This window comes from Pseudomonas sp. WJP1, from assembly GCF_028471945.1.
Taxonomy (GTDB): domain Bacteria; phylum Pseudomonadota; class Gammaproteobacteria; order Pseudomonadales; family Pseudomonadaceae; genus Aquipseudomonas.
The window spans coordinates 993,195-1,012,652 of record NZ_CP110128.1; the positions used below are offsets into that span (position 1 = coordinate 993,195).

15 protein-coding genes are annotated in these 19,458 nt (G+C 60.3%); 5 read left to right on the forward strand and 10 right to left on the reverse strand.

All coding sequences use genetic code 11. The features are described 5' to 3' along the window. Positions 1-10: 10 nt before the first annotated feature. The 10 genes from OH720_RS04445 to yaaA form a co-directional block, all read right to left on the reverse strand. Positions 11-1,576 carry an MBOAT family O-acyltransferase gene (locus OH720_RS04445; protein WP_272604704.1) on the reverse strand — a complete coding sequence of 522 codons (1,566 nt, stop codon included), beginning with the start codon at positions 1,574-1,576 and terminating at the stop codon, positions 11-13. 212 nt (positions 1,577-1,788) lie between these two features. Continuing rightward, positions 1,789-2,901 carry a mannuronate-specific alginate lyase gene (locus OH720_RS04450; protein WP_272604705.1) on the reverse strand — a complete coding sequence of 371 codons (1,113 nt, stop codon included), beginning with the start codon at positions 2,899-2,901 and terminating at the stop codon, positions 1,789-1,791. 8 nt (positions 2,902-2,909) lie between these two features. Beyond that, a complete protein-coding gene (locus OH720_RS04455) occupies positions 2,910-4,361 on the reverse strand; it encodes an alginate O-acetyltransferase (protein ID WP_272604706.1) in 1,452 nt (483 codons plus the stop codon). A 10-nt stretch (positions 4,362-4,371) separates the two neighbouring features. Next, entirely contained in the window at positions 4,372-5,946 is a 1,575-nt protein-coding gene (gene algG, locus OH720_RS04460; RefSeq protein ID WP_272604707.1) for a mannuronan 5-epimerase AlgG, read from the reverse strand. 26 nt (positions 5,947-5,972) lie between these two features. After that, the gene (locus tag OH720_RS04465) at positions 5,973-7,463 is read right to left on the reverse strand and encodes an alginate export family protein (RefSeq protein ID WP_272604708.1); all 1,491 of its coding nucleotides are present in this window, start codon (positions 7,461-7,463) and stop codon (positions 5,973-5,975) included. After that, the gene (algK, locus tag OH720_RS04470; protein WP_272604709.1) at positions 7,460-8,839 is read right to left on the reverse strand and encodes an alginate biosynthesis TPR repeat lipoprotein AlgK; all 1,380 of its coding nucleotides are present in this window, start codon (positions 8,837-8,839) and stop codon (positions 7,460-7,462) included. The genes OH720_RS04465 and algK overlap by 4 nt, the downstream gene beginning before the upstream one ends. 138 nt (positions 8,840-8,977) lie before the next feature. After that, positions 8,978-10,147 (reverse strand): alginate biosynthesis protein Alg44, encoded by a 1,170-nt coding sequence (locus tag OH720_RS04475; RefSeq protein WP_272604710.1) that lies wholly within the window; start codon positions 10,145-10,147, stop codon positions 8,978-8,980. Between the two features lie 36 nt (positions 10,148-10,183). Further along, positions 10,184-11,665 (reverse strand): mannuronan synthase, encoded by a 1,482-nt coding sequence (gene alg8 / locus OH720_RS04480; protein ID WP_442967260.1) that lies wholly within the window; start codon positions 11,663-11,665, stop codon positions 10,184-10,186. Positions 11,666-11,816: 151 nt separating this feature from the next. Continuing rightward, entirely contained in the window at positions 11,817-13,133 is a 1,317-nt protein-coding gene (locus tag OH720_RS04485) for a nucleotide sugar dehydrogenase (protein WP_272604711.1), read from the reverse strand. A gap of 801 nt (positions 13,134-13,934) precedes the next feature. Beyond that, positions 13,935-14,714, reverse strand: a complete 780-nt coding sequence (yaaA, locus tag OH720_RS04490) for a peroxide stress protein YaaA (RefSeq protein WP_180205791.1) — start codon at positions 14,712-14,714, stop codon at positions 13,935-13,937. A gap of 256 nt (positions 14,715-14,970) precedes the next feature. On the opposite strand from yaaA, the gene OH720_RS04495 reads away from it, so the two are divergent. The 5 genes from OH720_RS04495 to moaE all read left to right on the forward strand — a co-directional run bounded on the left by OH720_RS04495 (position 14,971) and on the right by moaE (position 19,229). After that, positions 14,971-16,095 (forward strand): polysaccharide deacetylase family protein, encoded by a 1,125-nt coding sequence (locus tag OH720_RS04495; protein WP_272604712.1) that lies wholly within the window; start codon positions 14,971-14,973, stop codon positions 16,093-16,095. 336 nt (positions 16,096-16,431) lie between these two features. Beyond that, positions 16,432-17,826, forward strand: a complete 1,395-nt coding sequence (locus OH720_RS04500; protein ID WP_008060535.1) for a PhoH family protein — start codon at positions 16,432-16,434, stop codon at positions 17,824-17,826. A gap of 234 nt (positions 17,827-18,060) precedes the next feature. Then, positions 18,061-18,534 carry a cyclic pyranopterin monophosphate synthase MoaC gene (gene moaC / locus OH720_RS04505; RefSeq protein WP_008060536.1) on the forward strand — a complete coding sequence of 158 codons (474 nt, stop codon included), beginning with the start codon at positions 18,061-18,063 and terminating at the stop codon, positions 18,532-18,534. Continuing rightward, the gene (gene moaD / locus OH720_RS04510) at positions 18,531-18,773 is read left to right on the forward strand and encodes a molybdopterin converting factor subunit 1 (RefSeq protein ID WP_008060537.1); all 243 of its coding nucleotides are present in this window, start codon (positions 18,531-18,533) and stop codon (positions 18,771-18,773) included. Before moaC ends, moaD begins: the two co-directional genes overlap by 4 nt. Positions 18,774-18,776: 3 nt before the next feature. Next, entirely contained in the window at positions 18,777-19,229 is a 453-nt protein-coding gene (moaE, locus tag OH720_RS04515) for a molybdopterin synthase catalytic subunit MoaE (RefSeq protein ID WP_272604713.1), read from the forward strand. Positions 19,230-19,458: the final 229 nt, after the last annotated feature.

The following is a 19,458-nucleotide window of genomic DNA, read 5'->3' on the forward strand; positions in this document are numbered from 1 at the left end:
GTCAGATCCCTCAGAACTGGAAGTAAAGGAACGGCGAGAAGCTTTGCGCCGAAAGTTTGAGAATCGAGGCGATGAACAGCAGCAGCACCAGGGCACGCATTGCGTAACGCGACCAGTCAGCGGTCCAGTAGGACGGTTGCACCTGGGCTTCAACGCCAACGGTGTAGCCTGGCTGGTGGATGCTGGCCGGGTTATCCCCAGGCACGGCCTTGATCGTGCCGGCTGTTGCGGCGGCCGGGCCGTCGGTATCGACGTTGACCGCAGGCTTGGTCTTGACCGGTGGCTGATTGCTGTAGAAATCGCGCAGGCCGAAGAACGCCAGGGTCACGTAGGCCACGATCAGCGTCGCCACTTGCAGGCCGGTGAGGCTGGCCTGGTTGAGTTCCGACAGCGACCAGTCGCCGAAGCTGAACATCGCGCCGTACATGCGCCCGGCCACGTGCAGGTTTTCCGCGCGGAAGATCACCCAGCCCATCACCACCAGCAGGAAGGTCAGTGCCCAGCGGATCGGGTTGAAGCTGCGCGGCGAAGTGTTCAGGCCGATGGCTTTCTCGATCGCCAGCCACATGCCGTGCCATGCACCCCAGACGATGTAGGTGATGTTCGCGCCGTGCCACAGGCCACCGAGCAGCATGGTCAGGAACAGGTTGCGATAGGTGGTCAGCGTGCCTTTGCGGTTACCGCCCAGGGTGATGTACAGGTAGTCACGCAGCCAGGTCGACAGGCTGATGTGCCAGCGACGCCAGAACTCGGTGATCGACTGGCTGATGTACGGCTGCTTGAAGTTTTCCATGAAGCGGAAACCCATCATCAAGCCCAGGCCGATGGCCATGTCGCTGTAGCCGGAGAAGTCGAAGTACAACTGCGCGGTGTAGGCGAGGGCGCCGAGCCAGGCATCGCCCGTGGTCGGGTTTTGCAGGGCGAAGCAGTGGTCGGCCACCACCGCGAGGGTGTCGGCGATGAAGACCTTCTTGATGAAACCCTGCATGAACCGCGTGCAGCCCTCGGAGAACTTGTCGAGGGTGTGGGTGCGGTTATTGAACTGGTCGGCCAGGTCGCGGAAACGCAACACGGGGCCGGCGATCAGGTGCGGGAAGATCGCCACGAACGCCGCGAAGTCGATCAGGTTCCGGGTCGCCGGGGTATCACCACGGTAGACGTCGATGATGTAGCTGATGGACTCGAAGATGTAGAACGAGATCCCGATCGGCAACAGCACGTGGGTCAGGATGAACGGCGAAAGGCCGACCGAGGTCATCATTGCGTTGATGCTGTCGACGCCGAAGTTGGCGTACTTGAAGTAGCCGAGGATGCACAGGTCGACGGCCACGCCGAGCAGCAGCCAGCGCTGTGCCGGTTTGGTTCTGACTCCGGCGGCACCGACTTTCAGGCCGATCCAGTAGTTCCACAGCGTGACCGCTGCGAACAGGGCGAGGAAGTCCACACGCCACCAGGCGTAGAACATGTAGCTGGCGATCAGCAGCAGCAAATTGCGATAGCGTTGCCCGCTCAGGTAGTACAAGCCGAGAAAGATCGGCAAGAACAAAAACAGGAACACGTTGGACGAAAAAACCATCCCGATCTCTCCTTGTTTAACCAACAGTCAAGGGCCAACGGCCCCCCCAAACCCCCCATCGAAAACCGGGGGGATAACTCACAAAACTCAAACTCGACACCGAACCTGTAGGAGTGAGCCTGCTCGCGATAGCGGACTGACATTCAGCATTAGTGTTGCCTGACACTCAGTCATCGCGAGCAGGCTCACTCCTACAAGGGTTTGTGTTTGTCCTAGGAACCTTTGCCTTTTTCATTAGCCGGGTCGTAGACCTTGGTCAGGTCACCCCCGAGGCGGAAGGTCTTGAACGGTTGCATCTCGTGTTTCTTTTCCAGCACATCCGGCGAACAGGTGTAGAGCGAGCAGAACGGTTCGAGCCAGGCGAATTTCGAGTCGACCTTGAGGTCGGTCATGTCCTGTTTCTTGCCGTTCTTTTCCTCGAACTCATCCGGGTCTTCCACCCCGGCCAGCACCCGGTCACCCAGGCGCTTCAGCGCGCCGTTGTTTTCCTGGCGCAGATCCACACCGTTGACCTGGGCGAAACTGGCGATCATCGCCAGCGGCGGCAGGGCATAGTTGTGGTAGGCCAGCGCGCGTTGCTGGCGCTTGAGTTCGTTGGGCAAGAAGCCCTGGGCGTCGACCTGATTGACGCCGACCTTGTATTCCTTCACAGCCCAGTCGAACAGGTCGCGGCGGTTGGTGGCGACCGAAGTTGCCATCACCGACCAAGCGGCCCAGTACGAGTGGTTGTTGGTTTTTTCCAGCGGCAGGTTGTCCCAGTCGCTGACCACCTGATCGGCCATCTTGCTGAACCAGGCTTCGATCAACTGCGACTCCTGCTGATGGTTGGCCAGCGGATGGGAGTCGGAAAACTTCAGGCGGATGTACGAAGACGCCATGCTGCCCAACGCCCATTTGCGCATGGATTTGCCGGTGTGGTTGAAGTCCTTGGACATCAAGGCATCCGCCTTGGCCCAGGCAGTCAGCCAGTTCAAGGTGCATTCGAGCTGCTCAGGGCGACCGTCACGCATGAACTGCATCACGCGCTTGCTGGTACCGCGCTCGATCTTGGTGATGTCGGCGGTACTGTCGCGAAAGGCCTTTTCCGATTGCACGTTCAGCGTTGAACGGGCCTTGTCCGAGCCTTCGTACTTGCTGCGAAATTGCAGCGAGCCGGTGTACGGCGTCGGCATCGCGTCGCAGCCTTCGCTCTTGTCGGCGCTTTTGACTTTCTCGATCGGCGCGAAGTAACCCTGGGGCGGACGCAGTGGCGCGGCCGCTTGAGTCGCGCCGGCGAACATCGCCAGGCTCAACAGCGTCAGTGTTGCAAGTTTCGGAGTTCGCATAGCAGACCTCATTGCCCGGCTGAAGCGGTACGTTGTCCAGCGCCCGGGAATACGTTGCGTTTGCAGACTTTGGCTTCGACTTTCTGTGGCGCGGCGCCCGCTTTTTCAGGGCCCTGGATTTCGACGGCCAGCAGATTCTGCGAGGCCCAGTCTTCGTCCGTGCGCAACTCGAAGGCGAAACGCCCGTCGGTGTCGGAAGTTTCCGGTTTGTCGATCTTGATGTCCTCGTGGCGCCCGTTCATGTACCAGAGGGTGGCTTGCAGGGTTTTCACCGAGGTGTCGGCGAAGCGGATGTCGACCTGGTGACTGGCGTTTTGCAGGTTCAGGTTTTTGCTGTTGACCATCAGTTCGTTCTTGCCCGGTTTCAATGTGGTGCTGCCGGACATCTGTGCATCCTTGCCTTCGCAACCGTTGTCCAGCAGCGCCATCATCTGGCGGTAGATGGTTTCCTGGTCGAGGCGGTAGAGCGGCGAGAATTCCCAGATGAGAATCTTCGGCGGGTTCTTCTGGAACTCGTCGCTGCCCAGGTACTGCAGCATCGAACCTTCCAGGCCGCCGCCGGGGAACGCCACGTTGAGAATGTCGGCGCCGATGGCCTCTTCGAGGAAACCGGCGAAGTTGTAGTTCTTGCCACTGTGGCTGGTGCCGACCAGAGTGATCTCCGGATTGCCGGAGTCGCCGAACAGATCGCCATCGCCCGCTTCGCCTTTCGGCTCGGTGGTGAATTGATCCATGTACTGGATCGCGTAGCTGGTGCCACAGAGTTGACCGGCCATGTTGTGCAATGTTCCGGTCTTGCCCATGCGACCCGACTTATGGGTCTCGAATTCACGCTTGGGAATGTCGGCGAAGGCCGGGATCTGCTTGACCTTTTCGGCGACGATTTTCGCCGTGCGCTGGGCGCCGTACGGGGTCCAGTGCTGGTCGCCGCGGAAGTAGAAGTCGTGGGCCGGCAGGGTCTCGGGCAATTGCTCGTTGGTCAGCGGCGACAGGTCCGGCACTACGTAACCCATCTGTGCGAAACGCCCGAGCATGGTCTTGTAGTTCTTCAGCGCCTTGTCGAAATCGAAGCTGGCTTTCTCGGCCGGGTTGAGCTTGTTGCGATTCACCAGGCCACGGGTCGGTTGATAAACCACCACCAGTTCCACGCCTTTGCTCTTGAACGCATCGTGCAGTTGCTGCATGCGTTTGTAGCCGGCCGGGGTGGTGTCGAACTCGGTGCGCAAGTCTTCCTGGGTACGGAACAGCCAGTCGCCCTGGGCCTGCACCAGGGTGGTGAAGTTCTGCTGGTAGCGCGTGGTGTAGTTCTTCGGGTCGTGGGCGGCCGGGCACAGGCTGCAGCACGGCTCAGCCGAGAATTTCGGCGCTTGGGCTTCATCGGCTCGCGCGCCACCGCTGGCGGCGAGAATGCCGGCGGTCAGGGCCGACAGGCTGAGTAATTTGATCAGGTGTGGGTGCATAAAATTATCCTCAGTCCCGCATTTCGGTCTGGCGTTCGACAGGGTCGATCAGCACGGCTTTCTGCTGGCGCACCAGCAGGTCGAGAATTTCATCCTGGCGCTCGCCGAGAATCCCCGAGAAGCTGATGCCGCTGGATTTGGTCGGCGCGAGCATGGACACGCGATACAACTCGACGCTCAACGGCGAGTCGATGGACAGCGGGCCGCTGCCGTTGGCCGCCAGTTCACCGCCGACCACGATCAGCGACACCTGGGCGTCGAACGGGTCGAGCTTGATGTCACGGTCGGTGTCGCTCAGGTCCTTGATGTGCCCGTAGACGCCGGTCAGGCCGTTGGCCATGGCGACGTTTTCGTAGAGGCGAATGTTCACGCTGTTACGAATGCGGATGCCGTGGCGACGGTTGCTGATCACCTTGTTGCCCCACAGCAGGTTGTCGGCACTCTCGTAAAGGGTGATGCCGTCGGTGTGGTTCTGGTAGATCTCGTTGTGGGCGATCAGGTTGTTGACGCTGTTACGGTCGATCACCAGGCCCGACAACTTGTTGTCGTAGCTGCGATTGTTGAAGATGAAGCTGTCGTTAACCTCACGGGAAATGATGATCCCGTGCTTCTTCTTGGTCCCGAACACCGTGTTGTCGGCGATGATCAGGCCGTGGGAACGGTCGTGCGGGTCGATGCCGTAGACGATGTTGTCTTTGTAGGTGTTGCCCTTGACCACGAAGTTGCTGGTTTCGTAGCAGTAGAAGCCGTACCACATGTCCGAGAATTCGGAACCGACGATCCAGCCGGTCGGTTCAGGGCGCTTGAGCACCTTGGCCATGTTCGGCGTGTACTGGGAAATACTCACGCCGTAGGACTTACTGTTGGCGTAGCCGAAGCTGGCCATCTTGCTGTTGGCGATGTAGGTCTCGGTGCCGCCCCAGGCCAGCAGGAACGGGCGGAATTCCTTGGGCGACTTGAAGGCAGCCGGGCCGTTGGCCTTCTCGCTCCAGCCAGTGACCTTGGTATCACGCACGAACAACTGGCCGTCGTTGACCAGGAACGAACCGGCCTCCTGGGACAGGCGCAATTCCTGGGTCTGCTTGTCGATTTCCAGGATGCCCTTGTTACCCACAACGATCGGCAACTTCGCCAGGAACACACCCGGCGAGGTTTCGCTGAAGTACTGCTTGGGCAGCTTGTTCGCCAGGTCCTTGAGGTTCATGTAGCCGTCGTCGACGAAGATCGCCTGCGGGATGCCGTGCTGGCGCACCACCCACTCGGCCATCTTGTTGTCGCCGCCGATGAAATCCTTCAGGGCGTCTTCCTGCATCATCCGGCGCACGCTGATCTTGCCGGCCTTGCCGCGCACGATTTTCGCGGCGATGGCTTCGGCGGTGTAGCCCGAGGTGTCCGGCAGTTTCGGTGTGGCCAGTTCCAGCGGCGCGGTCGGGGCGCTGCTGACGGTGTAGGTCTTGGCCTGTTGCAGTTCCTTGGCCATGGTGGCCGGCTTGGCGGCTGGCTCCACATTGGCGAAGGCAGCCGCGCTCGCCAGCAGCATCGCGCCGGCCAGCAAGGTCATGGAACCTTTCTTGGCACTGTTCATCTGGGAGACTCCCTTCGCAATGTGCATCAGAAGCGCCAGATCACGTCGACGAACGCGCGGTGCATGTACGAATCGACTTCCTTGCCGTAGGCATCGCCCGGCTTGAACACACCACCGCGGAAACGCACCAGGGCCGAAGGCTCATCGATCTTCTGGCTCAACGCCGCCGGCAGCAGGCCTTGCTTGAAGTACTTGGTGACCACCAGATCCATTTCCTGGCCGAGGTCTTTGTCACCGTTGTTCAGTGGCAGGGAAGTGCTGGACAGCACCGCGCCGGTCACGTCGTCGGTGTTGTTCTGCACCGCGTCGATACCGTTGCTGGTGATCGGCTTGTTGCCGTCGACGCGCCAGAATTTGTGGTAGATCAGGCTGGCGTCGTATTCGTCGTTGAGCATCCACGAACCGAACAGCGTGGCCGATTGCATGTTGTTCATTTCGCCACGGAAGGCTTCACCGAAACGGTGCACCCGCGAGCGGGTACCGGTGTAGTTCGAGCGGTTGCTTTCCAGGCCGTTCTGTTCGTAATCGGCGCTGGCACGGGCGTAGGCCGCACCGACTTGCCATTGCGGATCGAGGCGCAGGCGCACGCCCAGGTCAGTGGCCCAGCCGTCGACATCGCCGCTGTGCTTGGCTTGTGCCGGTGCGCTGCCATCGGCGTTCAGCGGGTTGACCGTGTCGCGGTCGCCGCTCATGCCGGTGATGCTGCCCCAGTAATTGACCGTGTTGGTGTTGCGCCAGTTATAGGCATCGCTGTTGGCCTGCAGGCCCAGCCAGCTGATGTCGCCATTCTGTTTTTTGTCCAGCGAATCGCCCGGTTCACCTGGCGTCGGGTAGTCGAGCTTGCCGTCATCGTGGGTGTGATGACCGCGGATGCCGGCCCAGTGGCCCGGTGTCCATTGGTATTCGGCATCGGCGAAGGCGTGCAGGCGATCCTTGTCCTTGGGCGCCAGTTCCTTCAGGTCGGTGCGGTACTCGCTGAAGCGTTCGGCGACACCGGCGTTGGCGCGCAGCAGGGTGGTGTCGAAGGTCCAGTTCAGGGCTTCGATGTTGGTGTCGCGCCATTGGCCGTCGTCGTTACGCAGGCGCTGGCGACCCAACTTGAGGATCTCGCCGGGGTAGGGCGTGAAGCCGCTGTAGCCGACCCAGAATTCGCGCATCGCCAGGTAGTTCTTCTTGGTCTTGCGATCACCGTTGTCGGTGGTCTGGGTGCCGTCGTTGTCGGATTCCTGCAGGGTGTCGGTTTCGATGATGTCGGTGGACGTCACCGCCTGACCCATGGCGAAGGCGCTCCACGCGCCGCTCTCGCCATAGACCCACGGGCGCAGGTCCAGACCGAGGCCGTTGACGTCGCCGCCGCTCTGGGTGCCGAGGTCACGGTCGTCTTCGGACTGGCCGGTAATTTTCACATCCAGGCCGTAGTTCTTGGCTTCTTCTGTCATCGCCGCCAGCGTCGGGCAGGACCAGATCAAGGCGAATGTCAGGCCGATACCGGCCTTCATGAATGGATTCAACTTCATAGGGATTCCTCGCCGTCTTCTTCTTGCAGTGCGTGCAGTTGCAGCGTGTTCTGGCTCAAGTTGCCGCGAACGGACTGTTCCTGTTTCAACAGGCGCTGGGCCTCGGCCAGCTGCGCAGGCGGCAGTTGGGCTTCGAGTGTTTGCGCAAGCTCGGTGGCTTGCGGGGTGTTCTGGGCCTTGGCCAGTTGGCTGAAGACATACGCATTGAGTGGGTCAGGCTTGGTGCCTTTGCCTTGGGAAAACAGTTGGGCGATGGCGAAGTCGGCACTGTTCTGGCCGTTGCGCGCGGCGGTCAGCAGATGGTCGAGGGCCTTCTGCGGGTAGACCTTGCCCAGGTAGCCACGGCGATAGATCTGGCCGAGGTAGTAATCGGCGGCGACTTCGCGGCCGACGGCTTTCTGGAAGTGTTCCTCGGCGACCTTGGCGTCGGCCGGGACCATCTTGCCTTCGTAGTAGAGCTTGCCCAGCAACAGCTCGGCGCGCGGCTGGTCGGCGGCGCGGCCGTTGTCCAGGTACTTCATCATCTGGTCTACGTCGCCCAGTTCCGGGAAGTCGTAGATCAGTTGCGCCAGGGTGACCCAGGACGCCGGGTAGCCCGGGGCGATGGGTTCAAGCAGCGCCTGCGCGGTTTTTTCGTCGGGCTGGCCCAGGCTCGCATCGGCCAGCACGCGAGCGACGCTGTCGATACGTTGCGCCGATACGGTGCCGCGACTGTGCGCCGCCTGCATCTGCTTGATCAGCTCGGCCTGTTGCTCGGGCTGGGCCTTTTTCTGATAGACCGTGGCCAGTTCGACGTAGCAGATGTCGGTGGTGTTGAGCGCGGCCTTGCAGACCTTTTCCACGTCATCCAGATGCTGGTCGTAGGTGCCCTGGGTGCGATACAGCAGCACTTGCGCCAAGCCCGCTTCCGGCTTGCCTTCGGCGCGCCATTGGCTGATCTGCTTTTGCGCATCGACGTTGGGGAAGCTGTGCGGGTGCTGCAGGTACAGCATCGCCAACGGGATCAGGGTGTTGCCTTCGCCAGCGGCGGAGGCTTTTTTCAGCAGGCCTTCGGCTTCCTGGTGTTCGGCTTCGGTGGAGCCAGGCTTGGCCACCAACAAACGGCCGAGACGGGCCTGGGCGCGCGGCGAAACACTGGCGGCGGCGCGGTAAGTCGCCTCGGCCTGTTTCATCTGCGCCGGGTCGCGGCTGTCGACCTGGATGTCGGCGAGGCCGACCTGGGCTTCGCTGTAGCCCAGCGCTGCCAGCTGCTGGTAGTTCGCCGCGGCGGTGGCGGTGTCGCCACGCTTGAGCGCTTCGTTGGCCAGGCGCTGGTCGGGCAGGCCGGCGCAGCCGGCGAGGCTCACCGCCAAAGCTACTGCACACAGAGATCCCATGTAGGAGTGAGCCTGCTCGCGATGCAGGCGGCTCGGTACATCAGGCAAACCGAATAGATCCCATCGCGAGCAGGCTCGCTCCCACAGGGACTGCGGTGTTCTTGGAATTGGTGGAGTACTCACAGGCATGTCCTCCGGTTACAGACCAGCAGCCATGGCTTTGTCGATCAGCCAGTTCAGGTTCGGGCCACGGTCGCTGTTCACTTCCACCGGACGGCCGGCGAGGCTGCTGTCCAGGGCTTCGTCAGGCTGGATCAGCACGCGGATGTCGGAGGACAGGTCGGCGCTTTTCAGGCTGGTGCTGTTGACGATCTTGCCGGTGCGGGTCTTGTCTTCGCCGGCGATCTGGAAGCGCACCGCGGTGCCTGGCAATACGTCGCCGAACTGGCGATAGGAGAAGCGCGCCTCGATGTTGGCTTCGGTGTTGCGCGGCACCAGCTGGAAGATCACGTCACCCTTGCTGGCGTACTGACCGTCGGCGACCATCTGCTGGGCCACGGTGCAATCGCAAGGCGAGGTGAGGGTGCCGGTCATTTGCTTGCCGAACAGCTCTTCAACCTTGGCCGGGGCCAGTTGATCGTCTTCCAGGTGGCCCTTGAGCACGTCGAGCATGCTGGTGCTGAAGGTCGCCAGCGGTGCGCCTTTGGCGGCGACGCCATCGGCTTTCACCAGGCTCTGCACGGTGCCGTCGCGGGGCATGGTGATGTTCACGCCCGGCACGCTGACCAGGCCGGCCTGGGCGTGGCTGACGAAGTACATGCCGTACACCGACTTGAAGATGAACCCGAACGCCGCCAGGCCGACGACGAAAATCCCCAGGCTGAAGGTCACCGCTTTCATGCGCCCGAACGGGGTCATGCCGTGGCCGCCATCCTTGGTCTTGCGCGCCTTGGTGAAGTTGTCGCGCTGCAGGGTCGCCAGCACTTCGCCGATGGTGACGATGTCGCCGGCCAGGTGCGAAGTGATCAGGTGGCGCAAGGTCGAGATGTCTTGCGGTTCCAGGTTCTGGAACTGGCAACCGGTGCGACCGGTCTCGCGATCGCAGGAGCGCACTTGCAACTCGACGTCCATGGCCAGGCCGAGGTTGTCGATGACGAACTGCAGGCGGGCCTTGTACTTGTCGCCGACTTTCAGTGGCAGTTGCCCGGCATTGAAGGCCAGGCCACCGGCGGAAAGGTCGATCACTCGCGCTTCGACCGGTGTCCGGTCAGGGCCGAAGAAACGCAGCTTGGCCGGGATTTTTACCCGGGCGTGTTGGCGCTGGGCTTCAGATTCGTGCACTACGTTGGCGTTGACGGCGGTATTCATAAGGGCGATTTCCTGGTTAATTCAAAAAGGGGGCGGTCAGACCATCAGCAGCAGCACGGCGACAAAAATGCTGCCGGCGGAGAAGGTCATGGTCCGAGACGACCAGGTGTTGAACCAACGTTGAAAGCTGGCGAGATCACGGGTCAGGGCAGTGGGCTGGCGAGTCCAGGACTGTTGGTCGAGGCGGAAGAACACGTAGATCTTCACCAGCGCGCCAACGATCTGGTTGTAATAGAGAATCGCCGGGTAGGCCGGCCCGATCCGGTGGCCGGAGCAGGACAGCAACAGGGTCAGGATCAGGCGGGTGATGCCGATCCACAGCAGGTACACCAGGATGAACGCGGTGCCGTACTTGAAGCTGGCGATCAGTGCCACGGTCAGGCCCAGCAGCGAGGTCCACATCGACACGCGCTGGTCGAACAGCACCACGGACGTGAATGCACCGAGGCGCTTGATCCCCAGGCCGAGGGCGCGGGAGTTCTGGCGCAGGTTGTTGCCGTACCAACGGAACATCAGCTTGCGACTGGCCTTGATGAAGCTCTTCTCTGGCGGGTGCTCGACGGTGTTGATCGCGGCATCAGGCACGTAGAAGGTGTCGTAGCCCAGGCGCATCAGGCTGAACCAGCTGGACTTGTCGTCGCCGGTCAGGAACTTGAAGCGACCCAGGCGCCAGTGTTGCAGCGAGTCGCTTTCCACGTCGGCAATGAATTCCGGGTTGGTGACCACGGTGGCACGGAACACCGACATGCGCCCGGTCATGGTCAGCACGCGCTTGGACAGGGCCATCGAGCACATGTTGATGTGACGCTGGGCGAAACGCAGCTTGTGCCACTCGCTCATGATGTAGCCGCCGCGCACTTCGCAGAATTCATTGGTGGTCAGGCCGCCGACATTGCCGAACAGCTGGAACCACGGCACGGTCTTGCGCACGACGCCTTCGCCGAGCACGGTGTCGCCATCGATCACGGCCACCACGGCGCGGTCGTCCGGCAGGTGGCGGGAGATGGCGCGGAAACCGAAGGCCAGGCCATCGCGCTTGCCGGTGCCGGGGATGCGCACGAAGTCGAGTTTCACCCGGGCAGGCGGATTCATCCGGTTCCACAGGCTCTTGACCAGCAGTTCATCGGACATTTCGACGATGGAGCAGACCACGGTGGTCGGCAGCTCGCAGTCGATCGCTTCGCGGATCACCGAGCTGTAGACCTGCGCGGTGGTCAGGGCATCGATACGGAAACTGGTGACCATCAAAAATACGTGGGACGGGTCCGCCGCCTTGCCCAGCTTGCGCACTTTGCGCCGCAGGTGCGGGTAGACCACGTACAAAAACAGCATGCCGCGCACAAAGTGCGTGGCCCCCATCGAGTAGCGCCAGATACCGACGATCCCGATCAGGAAAATGAAGTCCTTCGACTCGGAGTCGAACGTGGACACAGGCAGCGCCATGGCGATGCCCATCAGTAAACTCAGGTAGAACAGCCAACCGGCGGCCTGGAGTAGGCCGTGCTTTAGCCTGTGCATAATCGGAATCCTAAAGTCATTTGCGAGCCCCTCGCCCCTGTAGGAGCCCGGCTTGCCGGCGATGGCGATCTCAAGTACGTCATCGCCAGCAAGCTGTGCTCCTACAGGTGTTTCATGCGCGAAAGCGCGGTGTCGGAGACGGGATTCCGTGTTACCAGCAGATGCCTTCAGCCCGGCCATCGGTGGTGGTGGCCTTGGACATGAAGCCGACCAGGTCGATCACTTGCTTGCCGTGCGGAACGTCCTGCACCAGGGCGCGGAATTTCTCGTCACGGTTGCCGAGGATGATCACGTCGGAGTTGTTGATCACCGCGTCGAAGTCGGAATTGAGCAAGGACGACACGTGCGGGATCTTCGACTCGATGTAGTCCTTGTTCGCACCGTGGACACGGGCGTACTCGACGTTGGCGTCGTAGATGCTCAGGTCGTAGCCCTTGCCGATCAGCATTTCCGCCAGGTCTACCAGCGGGCTCTCGCGCAGGTCATCGGTGCCGGCCTTGAAGCTCAGGCCCAGCAGCGCGACTTTGCGTTTGTTGTGGCTGGAAACGATGTCGAACGCGTTCTGCACCTGGGACTCGTTACTGCGCATCAGCGAACTGAGCAGCGGTGCCTCGACGTCCAGGGAGCTGGCGCGGTAGGTCAGGGCACGCACGTCCTTGGGCAGGCAGGAACCGCCGAAGGCAAAGCCCGGGCGCATGTAGTACTGGGACAGGTTCAGGGTCTTGTCCTGGCAGACCACGTCCATCACTTCACGACCATCGACGCCGACGGCCTTGGCGATGTTGCCGATCTCGTTGGCGAAGGTCACCTTGGCGGCGTGCCACACGTTGCAGGTGTACTTGATCATCTCGGCAACGGCGATGTCCTTGCGGATGATCGGCGCGTCGAGTTCTTCGTACAGCGATTGCAGAACGTCGCCCGAGGCCTTGTCGAACTCGCCGATGACGGTCATTGGCGGTTGGTCGTAGTCGGCGATGGCCGTGCTTTCGCGCAGGAACTCAGGGTTGACCGCCACGCCGAAATCGACACCGGCCTTCTTGCCGGAGCAGTCTTCGAGAATCGGGATGACAACGTTTGCGACAGTGCCCGGCAAAACGGTGCTGCGCACTACGATAGTGTGTCGGGTGGTCTTGTCACGCAGGACAAAACCGATCTCACGGCACACGGCCTCGATGTAGTTGAGTTCCAGGTCGCCGTTCTTCTTGCTCGGCGTACCAACACAGATCATCGACAGGTCGGTGTCGCGAATCGCCTCGGCGAAGTTGGTGGTGCCGCGCAGACGACCAGTCTGGATCCCCTGGGCCAGAAGTTCGCCCAGGCCTGGCTCAACGATTGGCGATTTGCCTGCGTTGATCATATCGATCTTGTCTTTGGCAACATCGACGCCAACGACGTCATGGCCCCGTGCAGACAGGCAACCGGCACAGACTGCGCCAACGTAACCCAAACCAAATATGCTGATGCGCATCGCATTTACCTCAGTGTTGATCAAGCCATTAGATGGCCAGAGTTAATGGTGTTCAGCGGTGATAGTGCACGCGGAAGTTAAGCCTTGCAGGCGCGACAATACCGCGTGCTGGCATGAAAGTTCCGAGTGTCTAAATAAGTGCACTCAAGGTGTGCGCAACTAGGCCTTGTTGTTATGACTTGCCCTGTTATGCAGCCGGTCCTCTGTTCAGAAGATATTCGTGCAATGATCCTGCGCGCTCGATGTCAGGCCGAAAGCCCGTAGATCAAGCGTTCTGGTGCCCGGGTGAGCACGTTTATAGGGGCGCTGCCTTGGCCTTGTAGGGGATAGTAATGGTGCATATCTCCTGTCCGTTCTGTTGTTGCCCAAATCAGGGATAAATCAGCGGAAGTTAGGTGTTGCAACTTCACTGCATGGATCACTGTTCTGCGTAAGTTATCTCGTACATCCTCGGCGAGAATCGTTACCGGTGGTATGAGCGGTGCATTCGGACATAGTTCCGACGCGCTCCTCAGGAAATCTGAAATTTCTTGAAATATTGACAAAGATGGCACTGCTCTCAAATTGATAGCACTTACCGTTTCGCCCTTTATATATAGGCGGATTATTGGAGGGGATAGTTATTTGCCACTACGGAGAAAAATTTTCAGTGCCACTACTGAAAAAAATGATCGAAGTCGAGTGAAACTAAAGTTAGAAAATTGACAGATTGATTTTTGGCGTCATAAAAATGACGGAAAAGGCGGGGGATTTCGAGGCTTTCAATGGCGGCGCACGAGAGGGCGTGCGCCGCTCGTTGCATCACTCTGGTGCGTGGTCGCGCAGGAACACCAGGTTGTCCGGTTTAGACTGCTCGGCGCTGTAGCGATAGCCCTGTACATCGAACTGCTTGAGGGCTTGTGGATCGTTGATGCGTTCCTCGATGACGAAGCGGCTCATCATGCCCCGGGCCTTTTTCGCGTAGAAGCTGATGATCTTGTACTGGCCGTTCTTCAGGTCCTTGAAGTCGGTGTTGATGATGCGTGCATTCAAGGCGCTGCGCTTGACCGCCGAGAAATACTCGTTGGAAGCCAGGTTGAGCAGCACGTCATCGCCCTGGTCGGCCAGGGCTTCGTTCAACCATTCGCTGATGCGCGTGCCCCAGAAGGCATACAGGTCCTTGCCCCGGGCATTGGCCAGCTTGGTGCCCATTTCCAGGCGGTACGGTTGCATCAGGTCCAGGGGGCGCAGCAGGCCATACAGGCCGGAAAGCATGCGCAAGTGTTGCTGGGCGTAATCGAAGTCGGCTTCGCTGAAGGTTTGAGCATTGAGCCCGGTGTAGACGTCGCCCTTGAACGCCAGCAAGGCCTGCTTGGCGTTGGCCGGGGTAAAGGCGGGTGTCCAGCTGCCAAAGCGGGCGGCGTTGAGCCCGCCGATCTTGTCGGAGACGTGCATCAACTCGCTGATCTGCGCCGGCGTCAGTTCGCGCAATTGCTGGATCAGTTCCTGCGAATGGTCAAGGTACTGCGGCTGGGTGAAGCGCTGGGTCGCCGGCGGTGTTTCGTAATCGAGGGTCTTGGCGGGGGAAATCACCATCAGCATGAAGTCGTCTCCTTTAATCGTGGCGGCGATTCTAGGGGGTTGTCATCGTTGACTCCAGCTATGGGTGTTATAGGTGCCGAACGGTGATCGTTCCCACGCGCAGCAAAGGAACGCCTCAACGGACGCTCCGCGTTCGGCTGTTGAAGGGACGCGGAGCGTCCCGGGCTGCATTCCCACGCAGAGCGTGGGAACGATCATCAGGGGGCAGGTTGGATCAGCTATAGTGCCGCGCGGGTTTTGTTATGGAGACATCCCATTGCGTATCGTTTTTCTGCTCACAGCCTGGCTCCTGAGCTTCGGCGTCATGGCGGCGCCGGGTGACGTGGCGACGCTGGATCGCAGCACCTGGCCGGAAAAACTCGACAGCCCGACCTTGTTTGATGTCGCGTCGCGTGCCGAAATCCTCATGTTCGCCCGGGTGCTGCTGGCCAGCGAGTCCCTGGACGAAGCCGCACTGGCGCAACGCCTGGGCCTGCGCACGATCAATCTGGAATCGGTCAATCGCGTTCGCCAGCGCCTCTGGCAGCGGCTGTTGGCCAACTACGATTTCGCCCAACAGAGTTGCGACCAGGATGCCTCCTTCTGTTTCCTGGTCGAGGACATGGCCACGTTGCGCGAGCAGGCCGGCAAGTTTCAGCTCAGTGAGGACAGCTACTACATAAGGTGGGCCGAACCGAGTCGCCTGTTCCACAGCCAGTACCTGGATGAGCAACTGCGCAAGGCGGCGCTGTTTCCGCAAGCCAGCAGTGAAGTCGATCATTTCGGTGACTATGAGCGCAATGGCGACGCGATGCATGACCGGCTGTTTCTCTTGACGTTCGACAGCGCCGCCAATGCCGTGCCGGACAATACCGAATGGATAGCCGAGTACCTGCGCAAGGCCAACCTGAGCGGCACTTTCTTCGTTCTCGGCAAGGATCTCCAGGCGCGTCTGGGCGAGCGTTCAGTGGCGAGCGTGCAAGAAACCTGGTCAACCCAGTGCATCGGTGTGCAAGGCTGGGAATTTCGCTCTCACAGCCACTGGCAGGACTGGCAGGACTCGGTACGCCGCAGCGTCGAGCTTGCCAGGAACAAACTGCCGGAGAACTTCGTGCCGCTGTTTCGCCCGCCCGATGGCCAGCGTCGTGCCGACGCCGGCGCTTTCTTCAAGGCCCAGGGCCTGCAGGTTGCCCTGTGGGACATCGACGCCCAGGACGGTGCCGGCAAGCTCAAGGGCAACCAGAGTGCGCAACGGGTGCTGACCCTGATGCTGCTGTGGCGCCATGGGGTGATCAATTTCAATATGAAGCAGGAGGGGGTGAAAACGTCGTTGCCCTGGCTGATCACACAAACGGCGCAAAGCGGCATCGGTTGGGAGGACTGTCAGGAAGGGTTTCGCTGAAAACCGCCAAAGCCCGTAAACATTGGGCAAGCGGCGATTTTAGAGGGGATTTTGCTGCAGGTTGATCTCCGACTGTAAACAAGTGATGGCAGTCCGCCAAGGGCTTTTCGTCACTCTGCAAAATAAACTTCAAAAAAGCGTCAAAGTGCTTTTTTCTGTCATGGGTTTTGGAGTATTACGAAGACAGACCGCCGAAACCTGCAACACAGGTGGCGTCTCCCAAGACCCCGCATGTAGGCAGAACACTTGAGTCCCCGCAGGTGTATTCGGTAGTCACTTCGAGGCGCAGCACCGCCAAGGTATTGCGTCCACTGGCTCTGACAAAGGTGACCGAGTATGGATGATCACGGACGTAGCTCTTCTTCCAACCAGCCAATCCTTTATGTACTCGATACCAACGTATTGATTCACGATCCAAACGCGCTGCTCAACTTCGAAGAACACCACGTCGCGATCCCGATGACCGTGCTTGAAGAGCTCGACAAGCTCAAGAGCGGGCATCACAGCGTTGCCGCCGAATGTCGCCAGGCCATCCGGCTGATCGACAAGACCCTGGGCGATGCCTCACCCGAGGATGTCGAGCAGGGCGTGCCGATCCAGCGGGGCAAGAGCGGACCCAAGGGATTGCTGTCAATTCTGATGAGCAAGCAGGCCGAACCCCACATCGTTCTGCCTGAGCATCTGAACGACAACAGAATTATCAACCAGCTGATCGACCTGCACGCTCGTGAGCCGAAGAAGCCCGTGGTGCTGGTCACCAAAGACATCAACATGCGCCTCAAGGCCCGCGCCTGCGGGATCGCGGCCGAGGACTACAGCACCGACCAGTTGGTCGATGACGTATCGCTGCTTCCTAATGGCTATCACAACATGACCGGTTCCTTCTGGGACCGGGTGAGCAAGGTCGAGACCCGTCAGGACCACGGTCGCACCTGGCACCAGGTACAGTTGATCGACAATCTGCCAGCCGTGCATATCAATGAATTTATCATCGATGAGCAGGGGTTCGTCGGCTGGATCAAGGAGATCGAGGAAGACAAGCTGCTGATCCTTGACCTGCACCAGGAACCGTTGCTGCACCAGGAAGCCTGGGGCCTCAAGCCGCGTGACATCTATCAGAGCCTGGCGCTGTATGCCTTGCTCGATCCGGACATCCACCTGGTCAACCTGTCCGGTGCCGCAGGCTCCGGTAAAACCATCCTCGCGCTGGCCGCGGCCATCGAGCAGACCATGGTCAGCAAGCGCTACCGCCGCATCATCGCGACCCGCAGCGTGCAAGGCCTGGACCAGGAGATCGGCTTCCTGCCCGGCACCGAAGCGGAAAAAATGGAGCCTTGGCTGGGCGCCATCACCGACAACCTCGAAGCCTTGCACATGGATGACGAAAGCACCCATGGCAGCGTCGACTACATCCTCAGCAAAGTGCCGTTGCAGTTCAAATCCCTCAACTACATTAGGGGCCGCAGCTTCCAGCAGAGCCTGATCCTGATCGACGAATGCCAGAACCTGACACCGCACCAGATGAAAACCATCATCACCCGTGCCGGTGCCGGTTCCAAAGTGGTGTGCCTGGGCAACCTGGCACAGATCGACACCCCTTACCTGTCCGCGACCAGCTCCGGGCTGACGTACCTGACTGAACGCTTCAAGGATTTCCCTAACGGCGTGCACATCACCCTGCAAGGGGTGCCTCGTTCGATCCTGGCCGAATACGCCGAATCGCATCTGTAACCTTCACCCAAACCGGGCGGCCTAACGGGTCGCCCGGTTTTTTATGGGCAACGTAGAACTCTGTAGGAGCGAGCCTGCTCGCGATGGCATCTACTCGGTGTACCTGTTCAACCGCGGCGTCTGAATCGCGGGCAAGCCTCGCTCCTACAGGGGGGATTGTGTGAGCCGATATTCGTGCGTGCGAAAAATTGACCCACAGGTTTACAATCGGGACTCCTGATCAGGAGTAACCCCGTGCTGACTCATCTCGATTCCCAAGGTCGCGCCAATATGGTCGACGTCACCGAAAAAGCCGTGACGTTCCGTGAAGCGACGGCCCAAGCGCTGGTGCGCATGCTGCCCGAAACTCTGCAGATGATCGTCAGCGGCGGTCACCCCAAGGGTGATGTGTTCGCCGTGGCGCGCATTGCCGGCATTCAGGCGGCGAAAAAAACCAGCGACCTGATTCCCCTGTGCCATCCGTTGATGTTGACTGGGGTCAAGGTCGAGCTCAGTGCCGAAGGCGACGACAGTGTGCGCATCGTGGCGCGCTGCAAGTTGTCCGGGCAGACCGGGGTCGAGATGGAAGCGCTGACGGCTGCCAGTGTCGCCGCCTTGACTATCTATGACATGTGCAAGGCCGTGGATCGCGGCATGACCATCGAAAGCGTGCGCCTGCTGGAGAAGGTCGGCGGCAAGAGCGGTCATTTCCAGGCGGATCCATCATGAACGTCACCGTAAAGTTTTTTGCCCGTTACCGTGAAGCGCTGGGCGTGGATTCGGTGAAGGTCGAAGGCCAGTTCGCCACTGTCGACGACGTGCGGGCGTTGCTGGCGCAACGTGAGGGTGCTGACGTGCTGCGCGAGCAGAACCTGATGTGCGCGCGCAACGAAGACCTGTGCCAGCTCGACGAACCGGTCAGCGATGGCGATGAAGTGGCGTTTTTCCCCACTGTGACCGGGGGCTGAGACATGGCCATTCGCGTGCAATCGACCGCGTTCGATCCCGGCGCCGAAGTTAACGCCATGCACGACGCCAATGTCGGCGTCGGGGCGGTGGTGAGTTTTGTCGGCTATGTGCGCGACTTCAATGATGGCCTGGAGGTCGCCGGGATGTTTCTCGAGCACTATCCGGGCATGACCGAAAAAGCCCTCGGCAAGATCGCCACCGAGGCCGAGCAACGCTGGCCCTTGCTCAAGCTGGAGGTGCTGCATCGCATCGGTGCCCTGGAGCCTGGCGAACCCATCGTCTTCGTCGGCGCCGCCAGCGCCCACCGCCAGGCGGCATTCGACGCCTGCGCCTTTGTCATGGACTACCTGAAAACCCGCGCACCGTTCTGGAAGAAGGAAAACACCAGCGACGGTCCGCGTTGGGTCGAAGGGCGTGACAGCGATCATGCGGCGGCGGATCGCTGGAAGCAGTAATTGCTGTATCGCTCTCAAATACGCCATCGTCGGAACGCCGCCCGGAGCAGGCTCAATCCTACAGTTGAATGCATTCCCCCTGTAGGAGTGAGCCTGCTCGCGATAGCGTCATCCGCAACCCTGAAATCCCGCTGATACACATCCCGACCATCGGCCGGCACGCCCTGCATTTACCCAATTGACGCCAAATACATAAAAGTCCAGTATGGATTTATAAGTACAAAAAAGG